The 23,075-nt window shown below is 68.3% G+C and carries 16 protein-coding genes and 1 pseudogene; 15 read left to right on the top strand and 2 right to left on the bottom strand.

The window, feature by feature from the left end; genetic code table 11:
- The first annotated feature begins 129 nt into the window (after nt 1-129).
- From rpsA to AC3WLB_RS08890, 6 genes and pseudogenes are all read left to right on the top strand, one after another.
- On the top strand, nt 130-1,581 hold the full coding sequence (gene rpsA / locus AC3WLB_RS08915) for a 30S ribosomal protein S1 (protein ID WP_492505205.1): 1,452 nt from the start codon (nt 130-132) through the stop codon (nt 1,579-1,581).
- 142 nt (nt 1,582-1,723) lie between these two features.
- Nucleotides 1,724-4,249, top strand: a complete 2,526-nt coding sequence (locus tag AC3WLB_RS08910; protein ID WP_492505203.1) for a LuxR C-terminal-related transcriptional regulator — start codon at nt 1,724-1,726, stop codon at nt 4,247-4,249.
- A gap of 44 nt (nt 4,250-4,293) precedes the next feature.
- Nucleotides 4,294-4,878: pseudogene (gene coaE, locus AC3WLB_RS08905) on the top strand (dephospho-CoA kinase); the annotation flags it as partial.
- Nucleotides 4,879-5,033: 155 nt separating this feature from the next.
- Complete coding sequence (locus AC3WLB_RS08900; protein WP_492505201.1) at nt 5,034-5,804, top strand: LamB/YcsF family protein; 771 nt, start codon at nt 5,034-5,036, stop codon at nt 5,802-5,804.
- Nucleotides 5,801-6,460 (top strand): 5-oxoprolinase subunit B family protein, encoded by a 660-nt coding sequence (locus tag AC3WLB_RS08895; protein WP_492505199.1) that lies wholly within the window; start codon nt 5,801-5,803, stop codon nt 6,458-6,460. Before AC3WLB_RS08900 ends, AC3WLB_RS08895 begins: the two co-directional genes overlap by 4 nt.
- Nucleotides 6,450-7,562, top strand: coding sequence for a 5-oxoprolinase subunit C family protein (locus AC3WLB_RS08890; RefSeq protein WP_492505197.1), 1,113 nt, complete (start codon nt 6,450-6,452; stop codon nt 7,560-7,562). The genes AC3WLB_RS08895 and AC3WLB_RS08890 overlap by 11 nt, the downstream gene beginning before the upstream one ends.
- A 78-nt stretch (nt 7,563-7,640) precedes the next feature.
- On the opposite strand, the gene AC3WLB_RS08885 is transcribed toward AC3WLB_RS08890, so the two are convergent.
- Nucleotides 7,641-8,666, bottom strand: coding sequence for a 6-phosphofructokinase (locus tag AC3WLB_RS08885; RefSeq protein ID WP_492505195.1), 1,026 nt, complete (start codon nt 8,664-8,666; stop codon nt 7,641-7,643).
- 98 nt (nt 8,667-8,764) lie between these two features.
- Between AC3WLB_RS08885 and uvrB the strand changes: the two genes are divergently transcribed.
- Entirely contained in the window at nt 8,765-10,834 is a 2,070-nt protein-coding gene (uvrB, locus tag AC3WLB_RS08880) for an excinuclease ABC subunit UvrB (RefSeq protein WP_022895449.1), read from the top strand.
- 171 nt (nt 10,835-11,005) lie between these two features.
- Nucleotides 11,006-13,894 carry an excinuclease ABC subunit UvrA gene (uvrA, locus tag AC3WLB_RS08875; RefSeq protein WP_492505644.1) on the top strand — a complete coding sequence of 963 codons (2,889 nt, stop codon included), beginning with the start codon at nt 11,006-11,008 and terminating at the stop codon, nt 13,892-13,894.
- A 12-nt stretch (nt 13,895-13,906) separates the two neighbouring features.
- Here the strand turns inward: uvrA and AC3WLB_RS08870 are convergent, their stop codons facing one another.
- Nucleotides 13,907-15,259 (bottom strand): IS1096 element passenger TnpR family protein, encoded by a 1,353-nt coding sequence (locus AC3WLB_RS08870; protein ID WP_492505193.1) that lies wholly within the window; start codon nt 15,257-15,259, stop codon nt 13,907-13,909.
- A 90-nt stretch (nt 15,260-15,349) separates the two neighbouring features.
- On the opposite strand from AC3WLB_RS08870, the gene uvrC reads away from it, so the two are divergent.
- The 7 genes from uvrC to tpiA all read left to right on the top strand — a co-directional run bounded on the left by uvrC (nt 15,350) and on the right by tpiA (nt 23,021).
- Entirely contained in the window at nt 15,350-17,287 is a 1,938-nt protein-coding gene (gene uvrC, locus AC3WLB_RS08865) for an excinuclease ABC subunit UvrC (protein WP_492505191.1), read from the top strand.
- 9 nt (nt 17,288-17,296) lie between these two features.
- Complete coding sequence (rapZ, locus tag AC3WLB_RS08860) at nt 17,297-18,175, top strand: RNase adapter RapZ (protein ID WP_022897339.1); 879 nt, start codon at nt 17,297-17,299, stop codon at nt 18,173-18,175.
- 24 nt (nt 18,176-18,199) lie between these two features.
- Complete coding sequence (gene whiA / locus AC3WLB_RS08855; protein ID WP_492505188.1) at nt 18,200-19,177, top strand: DNA-binding protein WhiA; 978 nt, start codon at nt 18,200-18,202, stop codon at nt 19,175-19,177.
- 100 nt (nt 19,178-19,277) lie between these two features.
- Nucleotides 19,278-19,901 carry a superoxide dismutase gene (locus AC3WLB_RS08850; RefSeq protein ID WP_022894972.1) on the top strand — a complete coding sequence of 208 codons (624 nt, stop codon included), beginning with the start codon at nt 19,278-19,280 and terminating at the stop codon, nt 19,899-19,901.
- A gap of 101 nt (nt 19,902-20,002) precedes the next feature.
- Nucleotides 20,003-21,010, top strand: coding sequence for a type I glyceraldehyde-3-phosphate dehydrogenase (gene gap / locus AC3WLB_RS08845; RefSeq protein ID WP_492505186.1), 1,008 nt, complete (start codon nt 20,003-20,005; stop codon nt 21,008-21,010).
- Between the two features lie 17 nt (nt 21,011-21,027).
- Complete coding sequence (locus tag AC3WLB_RS08840) at nt 21,028-22,242, top strand: phosphoglycerate kinase (protein ID WP_492505184.1); 1,215 nt, start codon at nt 21,028-21,030, stop codon at nt 22,240-22,242.
- Nucleotides 22,233-23,021, top strand: a complete 789-nt coding sequence (gene tpiA, locus AC3WLB_RS08835; RefSeq protein WP_022894975.1) for a triose-phosphate isomerase — start codon at nt 22,233-22,235, stop codon at nt 23,019-23,021. Before AC3WLB_RS08840 ends, tpiA begins: the two co-directional genes overlap by 10 nt.
- Nucleotides 23,022-23,075: the final 54 nt, after the last annotated feature.

The following is a 23,075-nucleotide window of genomic DNA, read 5'->3' as shown; positions in this document are numbered from 1 at the left end:
TAGACTAGAGCGTCACCTTTGTGACTTCTATCCGCCTGCCAGTTGCGGAATGTGCCCTCCAATCGGGCGCCAACACACCGAACACCTCGCAACCGGCCCGAACTATGTCCATAACGGAGCAACCACTACATGACAATCACAACGACCGAAAAGGCAACCAAGCAGGTCGCCATCAATGACATCGGATCTGCTGAAGACTTCCTCGCCGCGGTCGAAAAGACTCTGAAATTCTTCAACGACGGAGACCTCATCGAAGGCACCGTCGTGAAGATCGACCGCGACGAGGTCCTCCTCGACGTCGGTTACAAGACGGAGGGCGTCATCCCTTCGCGTGAACTTTCCATCAAGCACGACGTCGATCCGAGCGAAGTCGTCCAGGTCGGCGACAGTGTCGAGGCCCTCGTCCTCCAGAAGGAGGACAAGGAAGGCCGTCTCATCCTGTCGAAGAAGCGCGCTCAGTACGAGCGTGCGTGGGGCGACGTCGAGAAGATCAAGGACGCCGACGGCGTGGTGACGGGTTCCGTCATCGAGGTCGTCAAGGGTGGCCTGATCGTCGACATCGGACTCCGCGGCTTCCTCCCGGCCTCGCTCATCGAGCTCCGCCGCGTGCGCGACCTGACCCCGTACCTGGGCCAGGAGATCGAGGCGAAGATCCTCGAGCTCGACAAGAACCGCAACAACGTCGTGCTGAGCCGCCGCGCGCTGCTCGAGCAGACGCAGTCGGAGAGCCGCACCACCTTCCTCAACAACCTCCAGAAGGGTCAGGTCCGCAAGGGCGTCGTCTCGTCGATCGTCAACTTCGGTGCGTTCGTCGACCTCGGCGGCGTCGACGGTCTCGTCCACGTCTCCGAGCTGTCCTGGAAGCACATCGAGCACGCCTCCGAGGTCGTCGAGGTTGGCCAGGAGGTCACCGTCGAGATCCTCGAGGTCGACCTCGACCGCGAGCGTGTCTCCCTGTCGCTCAAGGCGACGCAGGAAGACCCGTGGCAGGTGTTCGCCCGTACCCACGCCATCGGCCAGGTCGCGCCCGGTAAGGTCACCAAGCTGGTGCCGTTCGGTGCGTTCGTCCGCGTCGCCGAGGGCATCGAGGGTCTGGTGCACATCTCCGAGCTCTCCGGCAAGCACGTCGAGCTCGCCGAGCAGGTCGTGTCGGTCGGCGACGAGGTGTTCGTCAAGGTCATCGACATCGACCTCGAGCGTCGCCGCATCTCGCTGAGCCTCAAGCAGGCCAACGAGGGTGTCGACCCCGAGGGCACCGAGTTCGACCCTGCCCTCTACGGCATGCTCACCGAGTACGACGAGCAGGGCAACTACAAGTACCCCGAGGGCTTCGACCCGGAGACCAACGAGTGGAAGGAAGGCTTCGACGCTCAGCGCGAGGCCTGGGAGCAGCAGTACGCCGAAGCACAGGCGCGCTGGGAGGCCCACAAGAAGCAGGTCGCCGCATCCGCTGCCGATGCAGCCGCGAGCGACATCCCTTCGGGTTCCTCCTCCTTCTCGAGCGAGTCGACCGGCGCCGGCACCCTTGCCGACGACGAGACCCTCGCCGCACTGCGCGAGAAGCTCAGCTCCAACAGCTGATCTCGTCTCATCGCACGAATGGCCGTCCCTCCGGGGGCGGCCATTCGGCCGTTGAAGGGCGATGCGAGAAATGACTGGTCGGCACCCATTCTTTAGCGCCAGAATGATGTCCAGCGGCGATCAGTGCTGAACGACGGGGGTCATGGTGACGACGGTTGTGCATGATGCTGAACGCGAGAGCGGACTCGAAGCCGCGCGTTCTGCGCTCCGGAAGGGTCAGGGCGTCGCTGTCCTGGCGGATCCAGGTTGGGGGCGCACCCAATTCCTCCGGACATTGATCGAGAGTCTGAGTGCCGAGGATCGCGCCACACTGTGGATCGGCGATGACGTCGATCGCTATGAGTCCGATCGTATGGCGCGGCTGATCGACGCGATCAAAGCTCGCACGGTCATCCCGGTGATGACGATGAGACGGAAAGGATTCGACGCGGCCTTCGACCGTCTCTGCAGGGATGGTGTCATCGAACGAATCGATCTGAGTCCGCTGGGCGGCACCGCCGTCCTGCGCATCGTGGAGAGTATTCTCGATGGCCCCCTGGATGCCTCGGCCGTGCCCATCCTCATCCCCCGTCGAGCCGGCGGCGACCTCGTCATTCTCAGCGAAGTGGTCCGTGAAGCCCGATCGAGCGGTGTGCTTCAGCTGGTCTCCGGTCAGTGGCGGTTCACCGATGTCGTCCAATCCAGCGACGGTGCGCGGCGCCTCGTGCTCGACCGGATCGGTGAATCGTCGCGGGTGACCCCGATCGCGGAGACCATCATCGATGTCGTCGCACTCGCGCCCGAACTCCGCCTGGACCACGTCATCCGAATCGTCGACGATCTGTGTCGAACCGAATCCCGGCTGGAACTGGAACGGCTCGAAGCCGAGGCGATCATCGACGCGCGAGAGGGCTCGGTTGGGTTGCGCATCCGCATCCGCGTCCACGACCCCGTCATCGAGCTGATGGTGCCGCAGACCGTCGGGCAATTGCGTCGGCGGAGGATCATCGAAGCGATCGTGGATGCACTGGCGGCCGAGCCGGTAGCTGAACTCGAGGAACACGAGTTGATCACTCTGGCTCGACTGTCCCTGCTGGTGCAGCGCCCGGTGGACCCGATGGCGCTGACCCAGGCCGCCGAGTCAGCGCTCAGGGCCTCACGAACCGAGCTGGCGCTTCAGTTGGCCGCTGTCTCCCTGTCGCACGGTGGTGGCGTCGATGCGGAACTGGTTCTCGCCTCGGCGGAATCGCAACTCGGGCGATCCGAGGAGGCCCTGGTCAGGCTCGAGCGTCTTCAATTCGACACGGCTGCGGAACCGCGGCAGCGTGGAGCCCGCGATGAATTGGTGCGCCTGATGAACGCGCGACTGGCCGATCCCGCTTCCAATTGGAACCTGGCGTCGAACTCTGCGGCCCAGGCCGAGGTCATCGACCTTGCTTCGACCCTTCGGATGAGCGCGATATCCACGATCTCGGCTGATCCGAGCCACCCGCGTCACGCGGTCACGGATCAGGCCGCGGTGCTCGAAGGTGAGCGCTTGGCACTCGCGGGCACAGTGGCCACCCTCTCGGGCAGGCAGTCCGAGGCAGAGGAACTTCTGGCTGAGGCTCGGAGCCTTCTCGAAGCGAACGGCGTCGACACGTTTCGAGTGCGCTGGGGACAGATGCTCTCCCAGATCTACGACCAGTCCACCAAGCGCTCCATGGATTCCGCTTTGGCCCTGCGCGACGAGGCAGCCGCGCTCGGGCAGGGCGGTCAGCAGGGCATGTGTGAGTGGTTGGCGGGAGCGATCATGGTGACCGGGGGGCAGGCGACCGCGGCAACCACGATCTATCGGCACGGGCTCGATCTCCTCGAAGCGAACGGGCTGGAGGAGACCGCGGCGTTCGCGCGAGCGGGTCTCGCCACAGCCCTCGCGACGTGCGGGGATGCCCAATCCGCACGCGAGGTGCTGGCGCCAATCGCGACCCTGTCGCCCGGTCAGCCGTTCCTCGCAGGGTGGTGCCTTCAAGCGCTCGGCTGGATCCACGCGGCAGACGGACAGCTGGAGGACGCCGCTGCCGCCTTCTTGGACGCAGCGGGCGCCCACGCGCGAGACGGTTACAACCTGCTCAGTGTCGTCGCCCTGGTCGAATCGGCTCGCTCGGGCAATGCTCTTCGTGTGCTGCCGCAGATCGAAGAACTGGCCGATGTGGTCGAAGGTTGTTGTATCGCTGTGGCCGTGCGGTTCGGGCAAGCGTTGGCGGCGTTCGATCGCGTGCCCGACAACCTCGGGTCGGCGAGCGATCTGGCGGACGAGTTCGACTCGATCGGGCAGGCATCCGCGGATCTGGGGCTGAGCGTCTACGCGGCCGAGGCCTTCTCGGCGGCGCTGAATCTTCACCGGCTGAGCGGTCAGGAGCGCGAGGCATCTGCCTCCGCTCGTCAAATGACCGAGCAGCTTGCACGCTGCGACATGGCATGGTTGCCTTTATTGAAGGATCACGCGACCGTCACTCTGTCCGGTCGGGAGATCGAGATCGCGGAATTCGTGGCGGCCGGGCTGAGCAACCGGGAAGTGGCGGAGCAGCTGGTGTTGTCCGTTCGCACGGTCGAGACGCATCTGCAGAGGATTTACCGCAAACTGGGGGTCAGGGCTCGTTCAGAACTCGCCGATGCGCTGATCGCCCCGGTCAAGCGTCAAGCGTGACTCGAACGGCTCCTCGACACCGTGCACCCGGCTAGCATGAAGGCGTGTACGTGATCGGGCTCACCGGGGGAATCGCCGCAGGCAAGTCGACCGTGGCGCGGCGTCTCGCCGAGCACGGAGCGGTGGTGCTGGACGCCGATCGGCTGGCCCGTGACGCGGTCGAGCCAGGCACGCCCGGGCTCGCCGCGATCCGCACGAGGTTCGGCGACTCCGTCATCGCCGCCGACGGATCGCTCGATCGCGCCGCCCTCGGCGCCATCGTCTTCGGCGACGATGCGTCCCGGCTCGAGCTCAACGGCATCACGCATCCGGAAGTCGGACGGCTGCTGAGGCAGCGGCTGGCCGAGGCGCAGGCGGCCGACCCCGATGCGATCGTCGTCTACGACGTGCCCCTCATGGTCGAGACCGGGGGACGTCGCGGAGGACTGTTCGAGTACGTCGTAGTGGTTGAATCCCCGGAGGACGTCCGCCGCGAGCGGTTGATGTCGCTGCGCGGGATGTCGCAGGAGGAAGCCGAGCGGCGCATCCGGTCGCAGGCGAGCGATGCCGAGCGTCGCGCGATCGCCGACACGGTGATCGACTCCAGCGGAACCCTCGACGAGACGCTCGCGCAGGTGGACGCGCTCTGGCGGATCGTTCACGAGCGCGGTCGCGAGCGGACCACGGCGACGGATTCGCCAGAAACTCCTGAGCGGCAGGAGCGGCCTGAGCGGCAGGAGCGGCAGGAGCGGCCGGGTCGGCAGCATCCGGCACCCGTCACCGAGCACCCAGGGCGGCCGACCACGTGACCGCCATCGACCTCAACGCCGACCTCGGCGAATCCTACGGCGCCTGGACCCTCGGCGACGACCGCGCCATGCTCGACGTGGTGACCAGCGCGAACGTGGCCTGCGGCTTCCACGCGGGCGACCCGACGCGCCTGCTCGAGACGCTCCGCCTCGCCGCCGCGCGCCGAACGGCGGTGGGCGCCCAGGTGTCCTATCCCGACCTGCGCGGCTTCGGCCGCCGTGACCTCGACCTCCCCGCCGCCGACCTCACCGCCGACGTCATCTATCAGATCGGCGCCCTCCAGGGCCTCGCGACCGCCGCCGGCACCCGCGTGCTCTACGTCAAACCGCACGGCGCCCTGTACAACCGCATCGTGCACGACGAACGGCAGGCAGGCGCGGTGATCGACGCCGTGATCGCCATCGACCCGTCACTCGCCGTCGTCGGCCTGCCCGACTCCGAGGTGTCGCGGCTCGCCGAGGCGGAGGGACTGCGGTTCGTGCCCGAGGCCTTCGCCGACCGCGCCTACCGGCCCGACGGCACCCTCGTGCCCCGCACCGAACCCGGTGCCGTGCTGCATGACGGGGCCGAGATCGCCGAGCGGATGATCCGGCTCGCCGACGAGGGCGTCGTCACCGCGATCGACGGCACCGACATCGCCCTGTCTGCCGAGACCATCTGCGTGCACGGCGACACCCCCGGCGCGGTCGCGATCGCCCGGGCGGTGCGCGGCGGCCTCGAAGCATCCGGACTCCGAATCACGCCGTTCGCCGTCTCCCGGCCATGAGCCCGTCGGCACACGGCGCGACGGTGCGCACGCTGCCGATGGGCGAGTCTGCGGTGCTGCTGCAACCGACGGATGCCCGAACCGTGCTCGATCTCTACCGTCGCCTCGAGGCGTCCCGGCCGCCCGGCGTGACGGACCTGGTGCCGGCGGCGGAGACCGTGCTCGTGAGCTTCGATCGGCGGGTGATCGCTCGGGCGACGGTCGACACGTGGGTTCTGGCGGTCACCGGTAGCACCGGGTCAGCGACGCGGGCCACCGCCGAGCCGACCGGCGACGCGTTCGTCGAGGTGCCGGTGCGGTACGACGGGGACGACCTGGCGGTCGTGGCCGAGTTGGCCGGCGCATCCGTCGAGGATGTCATCGCGGCGCACCTCGATCAGCTGTGGACCGCTGCCTTCATCGGGTTCGCGCCGGGCTTCGCCTACCTCACCGGAGAGAACGACCGCCTGGCCGTGCCCCGTCGGCCGTCGCCGCGCGCGGTCGTGCCGGCGGGCAGCGTTGCCGTCGCGGCCGGCTACTGCGGGATCTATCCACGGCCGTCGCCGGGCGGCTGGCACCTGATCGGTCACACCGACGCCGTGCTGTGGGAGCCCGCGCGCCCACAGCCCGCGCTGCTGGCGCCGGGGACCCGGGTGAGGTTCGTCCGTGAGCGATGAGAAGGCCGGGAGCCCTCGTCCCGGTCCGGATGAGTGGGGCGGTCCGGGTGAGTGGACCGGGCCGGATGAGCGGCTCAGCCCGGTCGCCCGGGCGGCCTTCGAGGTGGTCGCGACCGGGCCATTGGCGCTCCTGCACGACAGCGGACGTCCCGGTCACGCCCACCTCGGCGTCACGGCGTCGGGTGCGGCAGACCGCGCATCCGCAGCGGCGGCGAACCGCCTCGTCGGCAATCGCCCGGGCGCGGCGGTCGTCGAAGCGGTGTTCGGCGGGCTCGAGCTTCGGGCGGGCCGTGCGCTCCTGGTCGCGCTGACCGGCGCCTCGGGAACCGCCGTCGTCACCGAGCAGGCCGGGGAGCGAGGCTCGGCCGAAGCCGGGGTCGAAGCCGAGGCCGGGCGGGCGGGGGATGGGAGCTCAGCGGAAACCACGCTCGACCCCGAGCCAGGCGGCGCGCGCATCAGGCGTGTGGTCGAGCATCCGGCCGGCACGTCGTTCACCGTGGGGGCGGGCGACTCGCTTCTGCTCACGCCGCCGGCCTCCGGCTTGCGGTACTACCTCGCGGTGCGCGGCGGTTTCGACGCGGAGCCGGTGCTCGGCAGCCGGTCGACGGATGTGCTGAGCGGCCTCGGCCCAGCGCCGCTCGCAGCCGGGGATCTGCTGCAGCTCGCGGGTGAGCACGAGGGCGGGGTCGGCGCCTGGCCTGCGGCGACGAGCATCCCGCCGCCGCTCCCCGCCGCGGGCACGGCGCGGCTCGCCCTCTCGCCGGGGCCCCGGCGGGACTGGTTCGGTGAGCGCGGCTGGCGGCAGCTGCTCGACACCGGCTGGGTCGTCGGCACGGACTCCAACCGGGTCGGGCTGCGGCTGACGGTGGCCGATGATGCGGGCGCCGGGGTGCAGCGTGCGCCCGGGCACGAGGGCGAGCTGGCGAGCGAGGGGATGGTGGCGGGGGCGGTGCAGATCCCGCCCAGCGGCCGGCCGGTCGTCTTCCTGCGCGACCATCCCGTGACGGGCGGCTACCCCGTGATCGCGGTGCTGACGGAGGCCGCCGTCGACGGTGCCGCGCAGCTGCGGCCGGGTGACGTGGTGCGATTTCGGGAAGCCTGATGAGTTACTACGGGAATGCAGAGGACCGACCCCGTAGACGGCGTCGGACTTCTTCATTCCGGTAGTTATTCGGGGCGATCACCCGAACAGCATCGCCGCTTCGTCGTAGCGGTGCTGCGGGACCACTTTGAGCTTGCCCAGCGCGTCCTCGAAGCCCACGGTGACGATCTCGGTGCCGCGGAGCGCCACCATCTGCCCCCACGACCCGTCCTGCACGATGTCGGATGCTGCCATGCCGAGCCGGGTCGCCAGCACCCGATCGTAGGCGGTCGGCACCCCGCCGCGCTGGATGTGCCCGAGCGTCGTCGCCCGCGTCTCGATACCGGTGAGGTCTTCGATCATCGGGGCGAGCCGTTCGCCGATGCCGCCGAGGCGGGGTCGGCCGAAGGCGTCGAGTCCGCGTTCGGAGTGCGGGTCGTCGGCGTGGTCGGGGGTGAAGCCCTCCGCCACCACCACGAGCGGGGCGCGGCCGCGGTCGGCGGCGCTCTGCACCCACTCGGCGACCTGCGCCATGCTCGTCTTCTGCTCCGGGATGAGGATGGCGTGGGCGCCCGCAGCCATGCCGGAGTGCAGCGCGATCCAGCCGACGTGCCGGCCCATCACCTCGGCCACCATGCAGCGGCTGTGCGAGTCGCCGGTCGTTCGCAGGCGGTCCATCGCCTCGGTGGCGATCTCGACGGCGGTGTCGAAACCGAAGGTGTAGTCGGTGGCGTCGAGGTCGTTGTCGACGGTCTTGGGCACGCCCACGATGCGCAGCCCCGCATCCGTCAGTCGCTTGGCGGCGGCCAGAGTGCCCTCGCCGCCGATGGCCATGATCGCGTCGATGCCGAGGCGGTCGAGGGTCTCCTGGATGCGCTCCGGGCCGCCGTTGCCCTCGAACGGGTTGGTGCGCGACGTCCCGAGGATCGTGCCGCCCTGCTTCGCGATGCCGCGCACGTCGCTGCGCTCCAGCGGGATGACGTCGCCGTTGACGACGCCTCGCCAGCCGTCTTTGAAGCCGACGAACTCCTGCCCGTTGATCTCGGTGCCCTTGAGCACCGCCCCGCGGATGACCGCGTTCAACCCTGGGCAGTCGCCGCCGCTGGTGAGGATGCCGATTCTCATGTGTGTCCCTCGTGGTGGTGGTGAGGTGGGGATGCGTCGCCGTGACGCTGAGAGCGAGCACCGACCGTGATGTCGGTGGCTCTCCCTAAACTTAATGCATGGAACCGACTCGCTCTGTCCACCCCTTCGAGGTCGTCAGTGAATACACGCCGAGCGGCGATCAGCCCGCGGCGATCGCCGAATTGGCGGGGCGCATCAACGCGGGCGAGACGGATGTGGTGCTGCTCGGCGCCACCGGAACGGGCAAGTCGGCCACCACGGCGTGGCTCATCGAGCAGGTGCAGCGGCCCACCCTGGTGCTCGCGCACAACAAGACCCTGGCGGCCCAGCTCGCGAACGAGTTCCGCGAACTGATGCCCAACAACGCGGTCGAGTACTTCGTGTCGTATTACGACTACTACCAGCCAGAGGCCTATGTGCCGCAGACCGACACGTTCATCGAGAAGGACTCGTCGATCAACGCGGAGGTCGAGCGCCTCCGGCACTCCACCACGAACTCGCTGCTGTCGCGGCGCGACGTGGTGGTGGTGTCGACGGTGTCCTGCATCTACGGTCTCGGCACGCCCGAGCAGTACCTCAACGCGATGATCGCGTTGCAGGTGGGGCAGCGGGTCGACCGCGACTGGCTGATCCGCCGCTTCGTGTCGATGCAGTACCAGCGCAACGACATCGACTTCTCCCGAGGCAACTTCCGGGTGCGGGGCGACACCATCGAGATCATCCCGATGTACGAGGAGCTCGCCATCCGCATCGAGATGTTCGGCGACGAGATCGAAGGGCTGTACAGCCTGCATCCGCTGACCGGCGAGATCGTGCAGAAGCTCGAGAACGTCTCGGTCTTCCCTGGTTCGCACTACGTCGCCGACACGAACGTGATGCACCGGGCCATCGAGACCATCCAGACCGAGCTGCACGACCGCCTGGCCGTGCTGGAGCGCGAGGGCAAACTGCTCGAGGCCCAGCGGCTGCGGATGCGCACCACCTTCGACCTGGAGATGATGCAGCAGATCGGGTTCTGCTCCGGAATCGAGAACTACTCGCGGCACATCGACGGGCGGATGCCGGGGGAGGCGCCGCACTGCCTGCTCGACTACTTCCCCGACGACTTCCTCGTCGTGATCGACGAGTCGCACGTCACGGTCCCACAGATCGGGGCGATGTACGAGGGTGACTCGTCGCGCAAGCGCACCCTGGTCGACCACGGGTTCCGGCTGCCGAGTGCGCTCGACAACCGGCCGCTGAAGTGGAACGAGTTCAAGGAGCGCGTGGGTCAGACGGTCTACCTCTCGGCCACCCCCGGCAAGTACGAGATGGGAATCGCCGACGGGGTGGTGGAGCAGATCATCCGCCCCACCGGTCTCATCGACCCGACGCTCGTGGTGAAGCCCTCGAAGGGGCAGATCGACGACCTGCTCGAAGAGATCCGGCTGCGCGCGGCCCGCGACGAACGGGTGCTCGTGACGACGCTCACGAAGAAGATGGCCGAGGAGCTCACCGACTTCCTCACCGAGGCCGGCGTCCGCGTGCGCTACCTGCACTCCGACGTCGACACCCTCCGCCGGGTCGAGTTGCTGACGGAGCTGCGGATGGGCGTCTACGACGTGCTGGTCGGCATCAACCTGCTGCGAGAGGGGCTCGACCTACCCGAGGTGTCGTTGGTGGCGATCCTGGATGCCGACAAGGAGGGCTTCCTGCGGTCGTCGACGTCGCTCATCCAGACCATCGGCCGTGCTGCCCGCAACGTGTCGGGCGAAGTGCATCTCTACGCCGACAAGATGACGGATTCGATGCAGCTGGCCATCGAGGAGACCGATCGCCGCCGGGAGAAGCAGATCGCCTACAACACGGCCAACGGCATCGATCCGCAGCCGCTGCGCAAGCGGATCGCCGACATCACCGAGGCGCTCGCGCGGGAGGGTGCCGACACCGCCGACCTGCTGCGCGACCGCTCGGGCCGGGGCAAGAAGAGCCCCACCCCGAACCTGAGGCGCGAGGGCATCGCGGCGGCCGGCGCGAACGATCTCGAGTCGATCATCGCCGACCTCAACAGCCAGATGCTCGAGGCCGCGGCCGAGCTCAAGTTCGAGTTGGCCGGGCGCCTGCGCGACGAGGTGGCCGAGCTCAAGCGCGAACTCCGCCAGATGGAGAAGGCCGGGCACATCAGCTGAGCCGGGCTCACGCCCGGCCTGCCGGCACGCGTCGGGATGGTGCCGTCAGCGTAATCCGAGCTCAGTGTCGGAGGGTCGACATAGACTTTCGGGGTGTCGATTTCGCGCGTAGATTCCCTTGATTCTCTTGCTCCCAGCGAGGACGCCAGCGTCGTTCCCGAGCGGGTGCCGATGCCGGTCGAGCCCGTCGAGTTCCGCCACGGCTCCAGCGGCAAACTGAGCGTGCACGGCGCGCGGGTGCACAACCTGCGCGACGTCGACATCGAGATCCCGCGCGACTCGCTCGTCGTGTTCACGGGCCTTTCGGGCTCGGGGAAGTCGAGCCTCGCCTTCGACACCATCTTCGCCGAAGGGCAGCGCCGTTACGTCGAGAGTCTCAGCGCCTACGCGCGGCAGTTCCTCGGCCAGGTCGACCGCCCCGACGTCGATTTCATCGAGGGGCTCAGCCCGGCGGTGTCGATCGACCAGAAGTCGACCAACCGCAACCCCCGTTCCACGGTGGGCACCATCACCGAGATCTACGACTACATGCGTCTGCTCTGGGCACGCATCGGCATCGCGCACTGTCCGGTCTGCGGCGAGATCATCTCGGCGCAGACCGTGCAGCAGATCGCCGACCAGCTGATGGAACTGGAGCCCGGCATCCGGTACCAGATCCTCAGCCCGGTGGTCTCGCAGAAGAAGGGCGAGTTCGTCGACCTCTTCAAAGAGCTCTCGGCCAGCGGCTACTCCCGTGCCATCGTCGACGGCGACCTCATCCAGCTCACCGAGCCGCCCAAGCTCAAGAAGCAGTTCAAGCACGACATCTCGGTGGTGGTCGACCGCCTGGTGGCCGGCCCCGAGATCCTCGGGCGGCTCACCGACTCGCTCGAGACGGCGCTCCGCCTCACCGACGGGCTGGTGCAGATCAACTACGTCGACGAGAACGGCCCCGAGGCCTGGCAGACCTTCTCCGAGAAGCTGAGCTGCCCGAACCAGCACCCCATCCAGCTCACCGAGATCGAGCCGCGCACCTTCTCGTTCAACGCCCCGTTCGGCGCCTGCCCCGAGTGCTCCGGGCTCGGCACGCGCATGTCGGTCGACCAGGACCTGCTGCTCGGCGACGAAGACCTCAGCATCAACGACGGCGTGATCATCCCCTGGACCACGCAGGGCAAAGGCCTCTTCCAGTACTACGAGAAGCTTCTCGAGGGCCTGGCCCGCGACCTCGGTTTCTCGCTGAACACGCCGTGGAAGAACCTCAAGCCCGATGTGCAGGAAGCGATCCTGCGCGGCAACAACTTCGAGGTGAAGGTCAAGTGGAAGAACCGCTACGGCCGCGAGATGAGCTACACCTCGGGCTTCGAGGGTGTCATGCCCTACATCGAGCGCCAGTTCCTCCAGGCCGACTCCGACTCTCAGCGCGCCCGCTGGGGCGAGTACCTGCGCGAGGTGCCGTGCCCGGTCTGTGACGGCAAGCGACTGAAGCCCGAGGTGCTCGCGGTCACGGTCAACGAGCGCAGCATCGCGGATGTCGCGGAGCTCAGTCTTCTCGACGCCCAGAGCTTCATGGGCGAGCTGACCCTCAGCGACCGTGAGGCGATGATCGCGGCGCAGGTGCTGCGCGAGATCAAGGCGCGCCTCGACTTCCTGATCGAGGTCGGGCTGAACTACCTCAGCCTGGCCCGCTCGGCGGGGTCGCTCTCGGGCGGCGAGGCCCAGCGCATCCGTCTCGCCACGCAGATCGGGTCCGGCCTCACCGGAGTGCTCTACGTGCTCGACGAGCCGTCGATCGGTCTGCACCAGCGCGACAACCGCCGACTGATCGAGACGCTCGTGAAGCTGAAGAGTCTCGGCAACACGTTGATCGTGGTCGAGCACGACGAAGACACCATCCGCACGGCCGACTGGATCGTCGACATCGGTCCCGGTGCCGGAGTCAACGGTGGCACGGTGGTGCACTCCGGTCACTACGACGAGCTGCTGGCCAACACGAACTCGCTCACCGGCGACTACCTGTCCGGCCGCAAGTCGATCGAGACGCCGAAGAAGCGGCGGCCCATCGACCGTAAGCGTATGATCTCGGTGGTGGATGCGGAGGCCAACAACCTCAAGAAGGTCACGGCCGACTTCCCGCTGGGCGTGATGACCGCTGTCACCGGCGTGAGCGGCTCCGGCAAGTCGAGCCTCGTCAACGACATCCTCTACCGGGTGATGGCCAATCAGCTCAACGGTGCCCGCAAGCTCGCGGGCAAGCACAAGCGCGTGACCGGGCTCGACAACCTCGACAAGGTGGTGCACGTCGATCAGGCACCGATCGGTCGCACCCCCCGCTCGAACCCGGCGACGTACACGGGGGTGTTCGACCGCATCCGCACGCTGTTCTCCGAGACCGCCGAGGCGAAGGCGCGCGGGTATCTGCCGGGCCGCTTCTCGTTCAACGTCAAGGGTGGTCGCTGCGAGGCATGCTCGGGTGACGGCACGATCAAGATCGAGATGAACTTCCTGCCCGACGTGTATGTCGCGTGCGAGGTGTGCGGCGGCGCGCGCTACAACCGCGACACCCTGTCCGTGCACTACAAGGGCAAGAACATCGCCGAGGTGCTCGACATGCCGATCTCCGAGGCCGCGGAGTTCTTCGAGCCGATCTCGGCCATCCACCGGTTCTTGAAGACCCTGGTGGAGGTGGGGCTCGGCTACGTGCGGCTCGGGCAGAGCGCCACGACGCTCTCGGGCGGTGAGGCGCAGCGCGTGAAGCTCGCCACCGAGTTGCAGCGGCGATCGAACGGGCGCAGTGTCTACGTGCTCGACGAGCCGACCACGGGTCTGCACTTCGAAGACGTGCGCAAGCTGCTGCTGGTGCTCAACAGCCTGGTCGACAAGGGCAACACGGTCATCGTGATCGAGCACAACCTCGACGTGATCAAGTCGGCCGACTGGCTGATCGACCTCGGCCCCGAAGGCGGATCGGGCGGTGGCACGATCATCGCCAGCGGAACGCCGGAGAAGCTGGCGAAGGTCGAGGCGAGCCACACCGGGCGCTTCCTGCGGGAGATCCTGGCAGCGCCGGCCGCCCGCTGAGCGGCCGGCGCGTCAGCGTAGGCGGAGGGGTGCGAGGAAGGAGTCGGCCTCGGCGACCGCGAGGTCGGATGAGGAGCCGACGCAACGGGGGAGCGTGCGCTGCTCCGCCGTCGCCACCGACTCGAACCGGATGACCAGCTCGAGTTGCTCCGCACCCGCGTCGCCGGCCGCGGCCTCGGATGCCCCGTAGCGGTAGCGCACCTCGTCGCCGACCTCCGCGAACAGCTCCCCGAGTTGCACCTCGGTCTCGTCGACGACCTCCTCGGGCGTGCTGCCGTCGGGGTCGATCGACGTGATCACGGTGCTCGGTTCCTCCGCGAGCGTGAAGGCGTGCGGTTCGTCGTCCGCCCAGTCGAAGGCGAGCTGCGTCGCGAGGTGCAGCTCGCCGAGATCGGCGTCGGCCGCCAGCACGAGCCGCCGCCACTGCGCCGGCTTCGTGCCCAGCACCGCGACGTTCAGGAGCAGCGCGGTGCCGGCCGGATGCGGGTTCATCCCGTCGTCGCTCAGCAGCCCGAGTTCGTCGGCCACCTCGGTGAGCGCGTCGGCGAGGGCCGGCCGGAGCCCGAACGGTGTCTCCCGTCGAACCACGCCGTCCGTCTCGACCGGGCGGAGCAATCCGTCGCGTTCCAGCGCATCCAGCATCGAGCGGGTGGGAGCATCCGCCGTGCGCGCCTCCGCGGCGGTCACCCCCGCCGCCGTGTCGAGCATGGCCAGGATGCGCTCCTCCGTGCGGTCGGGCAGGAGGCGAGGGTCGAGCCCGACGCAGAGCAGCCCGACGACGCGCTCCAGCGCGAGCTCGGCGGGCACCGTCGAGTGGGCGTCGCCGAGCACGATGCGAAGCCGCTCGAGCAACTCCGCCGGCGTGCGGATGGCGGACGGCAGCGACTCGAAAGCCGCCCGCTGCACCGCCGCGGGCACATCCTCGACCGCGGCGACGGAGTCGAGCAGGAAGTCCAGGAGCTGCGTACTGAGCTCGTACGCCACCTCCAGCACCTCCGAGCTCTCGTCGATCTCGTCGTCGCCGGCCGGCCATCCGCCGGTCTCCACCGCGAAGTCGAGGTAATGCTCGAGCGTCTCGATCACCTCGGGCAGCCGCGGCGACAGCGCCGGGTCGTCGTCGACGACCGCCAGCAGTTCCTCGAGCACGGCGGCCGTCGGCACGTGCAGCCGCCCTGCAGAACGGTCGAACAGCTCGGACAGGAGCGCGGACGACTCCGCCACCGTGAGGTGGTCGGGCTCGCCGGCCTGCAGATGCCGCGCGTACCAGCGTTCGTAGCCGATCAGCACCGCCTTCGTGGCGGTCGCCGACGGACCACTCGTGCGCTGGCCGCCGGGCCGCCGGGACGGTCGCCGCTTGACACCCATCGGAACTCCTCTTCTGTCCGCTCACCGCGCACACCACATCGATGCTAGATGGCAGCGATGTCAGTACCGGATGCGAGAATCGATACAACCATGGCAGACACCGTTTCCTACCGCCCGAAAGCCGGGGAGATCCCCACGCAGCCGGGCGTCTACCGCTTCAAAGACGCATCCGGTCGTGTGCTCTACGTGGGCAAGGCGAAGAACCTCCGGGCGCGTCTCAGCAACTACTTCGCGCCCCTGCGGAGCCTGCACGAGCGCACCCGCCGCATGGTCACGACGGCGGCGGGGGTCGAGTGGACCGTCGTGGCGACCGACGTGGAGTCGCTGCAGCTCGAGTACACCTGGATCAAGGAGTTCGACCCGCCGTTCAACGTCAAGTTCCGCGACGACAAGACCTACCCGTTCATGGCGGTGACGCTCGGCGACGAGGCGCCGCGGGTGATGGTGACGCGCAACCACCGCATCAAGGGTGCACGCTACTTCGGGCCCTACCCGAAGATCTGGGCGGTGAAAGACACGATCGACCTGATGATCAAGGCCTTCCCCATCCGCACCTGCTCCGACTCGAGCTACAAGCACGCCATGCAGACCGGCCGGCCGTGTTTCCCGGGGCAGATCGGGCGCTGCGGCGGCCCGTGCTCGGGCAAGGTCACCATCGAGGAGCACCGGCGCATCGTCGACGACTTCGTGGCGTTCATGGCCGGCGGCGACACCCGCTTCCTCACCGAAGCGCGCAAGAACATGAAGAAGGCCTCGGATCGGCAGGACTACGAGGCGGCGGCGAAGTACCGCGACCAGCTGCAGGCGCTCGAAGCCGTGCTCGCCAAGAGTGCGGTGGTGCTGCGCGACGGGGTCGACGCCGATCTGTTCGGTGTCGAGCACGACGAGCTGGCGGCCAGTGTGCAGCAGTTCATCGTGCGCGGTGGGCGCATCCGCGGTGAGCGTTCGTGGACGGTCGACAAGGAGATCGACGTCGACACCGCCGAGCTCGTCGACTCCATCCTGCAGCAGGCCTACGACGGCGACGTGCCGCCGCGCGAGATCATCGTGCCGGCTCTGCCCGACGACACCGCCGAGCTCGAGACCTGGCTGGGGGAGCGGCGGGCGAAGGGCAAGGTGAAGCTCCACACCGCTCAGCGGGGCGAGAAGGCGGCGCTCATGCAGACCGCCTCGATGAACGCGAAGAACAACCTCATGCTCTACAAGACGCGCCGCTCGTCGGACTTCGTGGCGCGGTCGCAGGCCCTCACCGACATCCAGGAGGCGCTCGGCATGACGGATGCGCCGCTGCGCATGGAGTGCTTCGACGTCTCCCATCTCTCCGGCACCAACATCGTGGCCTCGATGGTCGTCTTCGAAGACGGTCTCGCCCGCAAAGACCAGTACCGCCGCTTCTCCATCGCCGACTCCACCGACGACACCGAATCGATCTACCAGGTGATCACGCGGCGGCTCGCGTACCTGAAGGACCAGCCGCCTACCGCCGAGGGCCCCGACGCGGCCGACCAGACCTTCACCGAAGGCGAAGGCCCCGACGAGAGCGACGCAAGCGTCGCCGACGATGAGCCCGTGGTGCAGGAGCGGAGAAAGAAGTTCGCCTACCCGCCGAACCTCCTCATCGTCGACGGCGGGCAGCCGCAGGTCAACGCCGCCGCCCGCGCGCTCGAGGAGTCGGGGGTGCAGGGCATCTTCCTGGCCGGCATCGCGAAGCGCCTCGAGGAGGTCTGGCTGCCCGACACCGACTACCCGGTCATCCTGCCCCGGGGGTCGGAGGCGCTGTTCATGATCCAGCGCATCCGCGACGAGGCACACCGCTTCGCCATCACGCACCAGCGATCGCGGCGCAAGCGCGACATCAGCACGGTGCTGAGCGAGGTGCCCGGTCTCGGTCCGTCGCGCGTGCGGGAGCTGCTGAAGCACTTCGGCTCGGTCGCCGAACTCAAGAAGGCCGACGAGAAGGCCATCGCCGAGGTGAAGGGCATCGGGCCGACGTTGGCGGAGAGCATCCGCTCGACCCTGGCCCGGTAGGCTGGGAGCATGACCCCGGAGACCGCTCAGCAGCAAGAAGTGCTGATCGTCACGGGCATGTCGGGCGCTGGTCGCTCCACGGTGGCCAACGCCCTCGAAGACCTGGGCTGGTACGTGGTCGACAACCTTCCGCCGCAGATGCTGCGGCCGTTGGTCGACCTCGCCGAGCATGCCGGGTCGACCTTGCCGCGCATCGCGGCGGTGGTGGATGTGCGCGGTCGCGACTTCTTCTCCGACCTGCAGGAGATCATCCAGGCACTGCGCGGCGGCATCCAGTTGCGGGTCGTCTTCCTCGAGGCGACCGATCAGGCCCTGGTGCGCCGCTTCGAGCAGGTGCGCCGGCCCCATCCGCTCCAGGGCAACGGCACGCTGCTCGACGGCATCGGCGCGGAGCGCTCCCGGCTCAGCCCCATCCGCGAGTCGAGCGACATCGTCATCGACACCTCCGACCTCAACATCCACCAGCTCGCCACCGTGGTGCAGGAGCGGTTCTCCAGCGCCGACACGGCGGGCGTGCAGGTGACCGTGATGAGTTTCGGCTTCAAGTACGGTGCACCCACCGACGCCGACGGCATCGCCGACGCCCGGTTCCTGCCCAACCCGTTCTGGGTGCCGGAGCTACGAGCCCATACCGGGCTCGACGCCGACGTGCACGACTACGTGCTCGGGCAGTCCGGGGCCAGGGAGTTCGTCGAGGCTTACGCCAAGGCACTCGAACCCGTTCTCGCGGGGTACCAGCGGGAGAACAAGAGACACGCGACGATCGCCATCGGCTGCACGGGCGGCAAGCACCGTTCGGTCGCCATCGCGCGTGAGCTCGCCGACCAGATCGCCAAGTTCCCGGGTGTGGTCGTCAACGTCAAGCACCGCGACCTCGGTCGCGAGTAACGAAACAAAAGAAGGTTCTGCATTTTGGCTCTCACCGCCGACGTCAAAGACGAGCTGGCCCGCGTCGCGGTCAGCAAGACCACCGTGCGCGCCGCCGAGCTCGCCACGGTGCTGCGCTTCGCCGGCGGTCTGCACCTCATCTCGTCGCGCATCGCGATCGAGGCCGAGCTCGACACCCCCGACATCGTCAAGCGCGTGCTGCGCGACCTGGCCGAGCTCTACGGGGTGAAGGGCGACGTCTCGATGATCGCGCCGTCGGGTGTGCGCCGCGAGGGCACCTACCTCGTGCGTGTGCTCGACGGCGGTGAGACGCTGGCCCGCCAGACGGGCCTGCTGGATGCGCGGCGGAGGCCCATCCGTGGTCTCCCGAACCGCCTCACCACCGGCGGCCGCGACGACCTGGCGGCCGTCTGGCGTGGGGCGTTCCTCGCCGCGGGTTCGCTCACCGACCCCGGCCGCTCCGCTGCGCTGGAGGTGACCTGCCCCGGCAACGAGGCGGCCATGGCGCTGGTGGGCGCGGCGTCGCGGCTCGGCGTCTCCACGAAGGCCCGTGAGGTGCGCGGGGTGCACCGGGTGGTCATCCGGGACGGCGAGGCGATCGCGGCGATGCTCGGCATCATGGGGGCCGCGAAGACGGTCACCACCTGGGAGGAGATGCGCCAGCGCCGCGAGGTGCGGGCAACCGCGAACCGGCTGGTGAACTTCGACGACGCGAACCTCCGCCGCTCGGCCCAGGCCGCCGTCGCGGCGTGCGCGCGGGTGGAGCGGGCGATGGAGATCCTCGGCGACGACATCCCCGACCACCTGAAGTACGCCGGCGAACTCCGCCTCGCGCACCGCGACTCCAGCCTCGACGAGCTCGGTCATCACGCCGACCCGCCGATGACGAAGGATGCGATCGCCGGTCGCATCCGCCGTCTCCTCGCGATGGCCGACAAGCAGGCATCCGACCTCGGCATCCCCGGCACCGAGGCCAACCTCCCGCCCGACCTCGACGACTGACGCGACGGGGTGGCGAGTCGGCGGAACGCAATAGACTGAAGAGGTCACTCACAGCCGCCGCGTTCTGGTCGGCGGCCTCTATCACGAGGAGATCATCACAATGGCTGAGTACACTCTGCCGGAACTTCCGTACGACTACGCCGCGCTCGAGCCGCACATCAGCGGCAAGATCATGCAGCTGCACCACGACAAGCACCACGCCACCTACGTGGCCGGCGCGAACACCGCCCTCGCGGGGCTGAAGGAAGCCAGCGAGTCGGGCAACCTCGCCACCGTGAACAAGCTCGAGAAAGACCTCGCCTTCAACCTCGGTGGTCACGTGAACCACTCGATCTTCTGGACGAACCTGACGCCCGACACCCAGACCCCCGAGGGCGAGCTGGCCGCCGCGATCGACGACCGCTTCGGTTCGTTCGAGAAGTTCCAGGCCGCGTTCACGGCCGTCGCGCTCGGCGTGCAGGGCTCCGGCTGGGCCGTGCTCGGCTACGACGTCATCGGCGGCAACCTTTCGCTCTTCCAGCTCTTCGACCAGCAGGGCAACATCCCGGCCGGTGTCGTGCCGCTGTTCATGCTCGACGTCTGGGAGCACGCCTACTACCTCGACTACCTCAACGTGCGCGCCGACTACATCAAGGCCGTGTGGAACATCGCGAACTGGGCGAACGTCGCCGAGCGCTTCGCTGCTGCCCGCACGAAGACCGAAGGCCTGCTGGTACTGTCATAGCGACTCCTGATGCCGGGCCCGCCCCCGCGGGCGGGCCCGGCATCCTTCGCCCCCGCTAACCACCACCCTGCCCGTCCGGGCCCCAGCAACAGGAGCATTCTGTGTCTGTAAAGATCGGCATCAACGGCTTCGGCCGCATCGGTCGCAACTTCTTCCGTGCCGCCCTCGCGAAGGGAAGTGAGCTCGAGATCGTCGCGGTCAACGACCTCACCGACAACAAGGCGCTCGCCCACCTGCTCAAGTACGACTCGATCACCGGCCGTCTCGACGCGAAGGTCGAGCTCGACGGCGACAAGATCGTCGTCAACGGCAAGCCGATCATCGTGCTCGCCGAGCGCAACCCCGCCGACCTGCCCTGGGGCGAGCTGGGTGTCGACATCGTCATCGAGTCGACCGGCCGTTTCACGAAGTCCGACGACGCGCGCCAGCACATCACGGCGGGCGCCAAGAAGGTCATCGTCTCCGCCCCGGCCACCGGCTCCGATGTCGCGACCCTGGTGCTCGGCGTCAACGAGGGCACCTACGACCCCCAGGTGCACGACATCATCTCGAACGCCTCCTGCACCACGAACTGCCTCGCGCCGCTCGCGAAGGTGCTGCTCGACAACTTCGGCATCGAGCGTGGTCTCATGACCACGGTGCACGCCTACACCGCCGACCAGAACCTGCAGGACGGCCCGCACAGCGACCTCCGCCGTGCCCGCGCCGCCGCGGTCAACATCATCCCGACGTCGACCGGTGCCGCGAAGGCGCTCGGCCTCGTCATCCCCGAGCTCGTCGGCAAGCTCGACGGTTACGCGCTGCGCGTGCCGGTGCCCACCGGCTCGATCACCGACCTCACCGTCGAACTGACCAACCCGGCCACGGTCGAGCAGATCAACGAGGCGTACAAGAACGCCGCCGAGGGCGAGCTCAAGGGCATCCTGAGCTACACCGAAGACCCCATCGTGTCGAGCGACATCGTCTCCGACCCGCACTCCTCGATCTTCGACGCCGGCCTCACCAAGGTGATCGGCAACCAGGTCAAGGTCGCGTCGTGGTACGACAACGAGTGGGGTTACTCCAACCGCCTCGTGGACATCACCGAGTACGTCGGCGCCCGGCTCTAGAACGGATCCGCGAACCCGTGACGCTCCGCACTCTCGACTCCCTGGGTTCGCTCGCGGGCAAGCGCGTCATCGTTCGGTGTGACCTCAACGTTCCTGTGAAGGACGGGGTCATCACCGACGATGGGCGCGTGCGCGCGAGCCTGCCCACGCTCAACGCCCTCATCAACCAGGGCGCGCGGGTGGTGGTGGTCAGCCACCTCGGCCGCCCCGACGGCGCTCCCGACACCAAGTACACCCTGGAGCCGGTGGCTCAGCGCCTCAGCGAGCTGCTCGGCAAGCCGGTCGTTTTCGCGCACGACACGGTGGGCCAGGCGGCGACGGATGCGGTGGCCGGCCTCGACGACGGCGACATCGCCCTGCTCGAGAACCTGCGCTTCAACCCGGGCGAGACGAGCAAGGACGAGGCGGAGCGCCACGCGTTCGCCGAGAAGCTCGCAGCCTTCGGCGACGCCTTCGTCTCCGACGGCTTCGGCGTCGTGCACCGCAAGCAGGCGAGCGTCTACGACCTCGCCGAGCTGCTGCCGAGCGCCGCGGGTCTGCTCATCCAGACCGAGCTCGAGGTGCTCGACAAGCTGACCGAGAACCCGGAGCGCCCCTACACGGTGGTGCTCGGCGGGTCGAAGGTCTCCGACAAGCTCGGCGTCATCGGCCACCTCCTGCCCCGGGTCAACACCTTGCTGGTCGGCGGCGGGATGCTCTTCACCTTCCTCAAGGCGCAGGGCCACCCGGTGGGCTCGAGCCTCCTGGAGGAGGACCAGCTCGACACGGTGCGCGGCTACCTGGCGAAGGCCGAGGAGCTCGGCGTCACGATCGTGCTGCCCACCGACATCGTCGTGGCGTCGAAGTTCGGGGCGGATGCGGAGACCGCTGTCACCGCAGCCGACGCGATCGAGGACACGCCGTTCGGTGCATCCGGTCTGGGGCTCGACATCGGGCCGGAGACCGCCGCGGCGTTCGCCGCGATCATCCGCGATTCGCGCACCGTGTTCTGGAACGGGCCGATGGGTGTGTTCGAACTCGCACCCTTCGCCGAGGGCACCCGCGCGGTGGCCGCGGCCCTCACCGAGGTCGACGGACTCGGCGTGGTCGGTGGTGGCGACTCCGCCGCCGCCGTGCGCGCCCTCGGCTTCTCGGACGACCAGTTCGGTCACATCTCAACCGGAGGCGGTGCCAGTCTCGAGTTCCTCGAGGGCAAGCGTCTCCCCGGCCTGGAGGTCCTCGGATGGTCCTGAAGCGCACCCCGCTGATCGCGGGTAACTGGAAGATGAACCTCGACCACCTGCAGGCGATCGCGTTCGTGCAGAAGCTGGCGTGGTCGCTCGGTGACGCGAAGCACGACTTCGCCGACGTCGAGGTGGCCGTGTTCCCGCCGTTCACCGACCTGCGCTCCGTGCAGACCCTGGTGGCGGCCGACAAGCTCGCCATCGCCTACGGCGGTCAGGATGTCTCGCAGCACGACTCCGGCGCCTACACGGGAGAGATCTCGGGCGAGTTCCTGGCCCGGCTCGACGCGAAGTACGTCATCATCGGTCACTCCGAGCGGCGAACGCTGCACGGCGAGACCGACGAGATCGTGGCGGCGAAGGTGAAGGCCGCGATCAAGCACGGCCTGGTGCCGGTGATCTGCGTGGGCGAGACCGCGGATGACCTCGAGAAGCACGGGCAGAGCGCCGTTCCGGTGGCTCAGCTGAAGGTCGCGCTCGAGGGACTGAAGGCGGATGCCGATGTCGTGGTGGCGTACGAGCCGGTCTGGGCCATCGGCTCGGGGCAGGCGGCGACGCCGGAGCAGGCCGAGACCGTCGGCGCCGCGTTGCGGGCCGTGGTGGCCGAGAGCTTGAGTGCCGACGCGGCCGCAGCCACGCGCATCCTCTACGGCGGATCCGTGAAGTCGGGCAACATCGCCGGTTTCATGCGCGAACCGAACGTCGACGGGGCACTCGTGGGCGGCGCGAGCCTCGACATCGCGGAGTTCGCGGCCATCGTGCGGTACCAGAAGCACGTCGGCGTCTGAGCTCGGGGTTATACTTACCCTTGGTCTTCGGGGGAGCGACCCGGTTCCCCCGCA

It is taken from the genome of Herbiconiux sp. FW305-C-125 (genome assembly GCF_058783455.1).
This window is presented reverse-complemented; position numbering and strand designations above follow the sequence as displayed.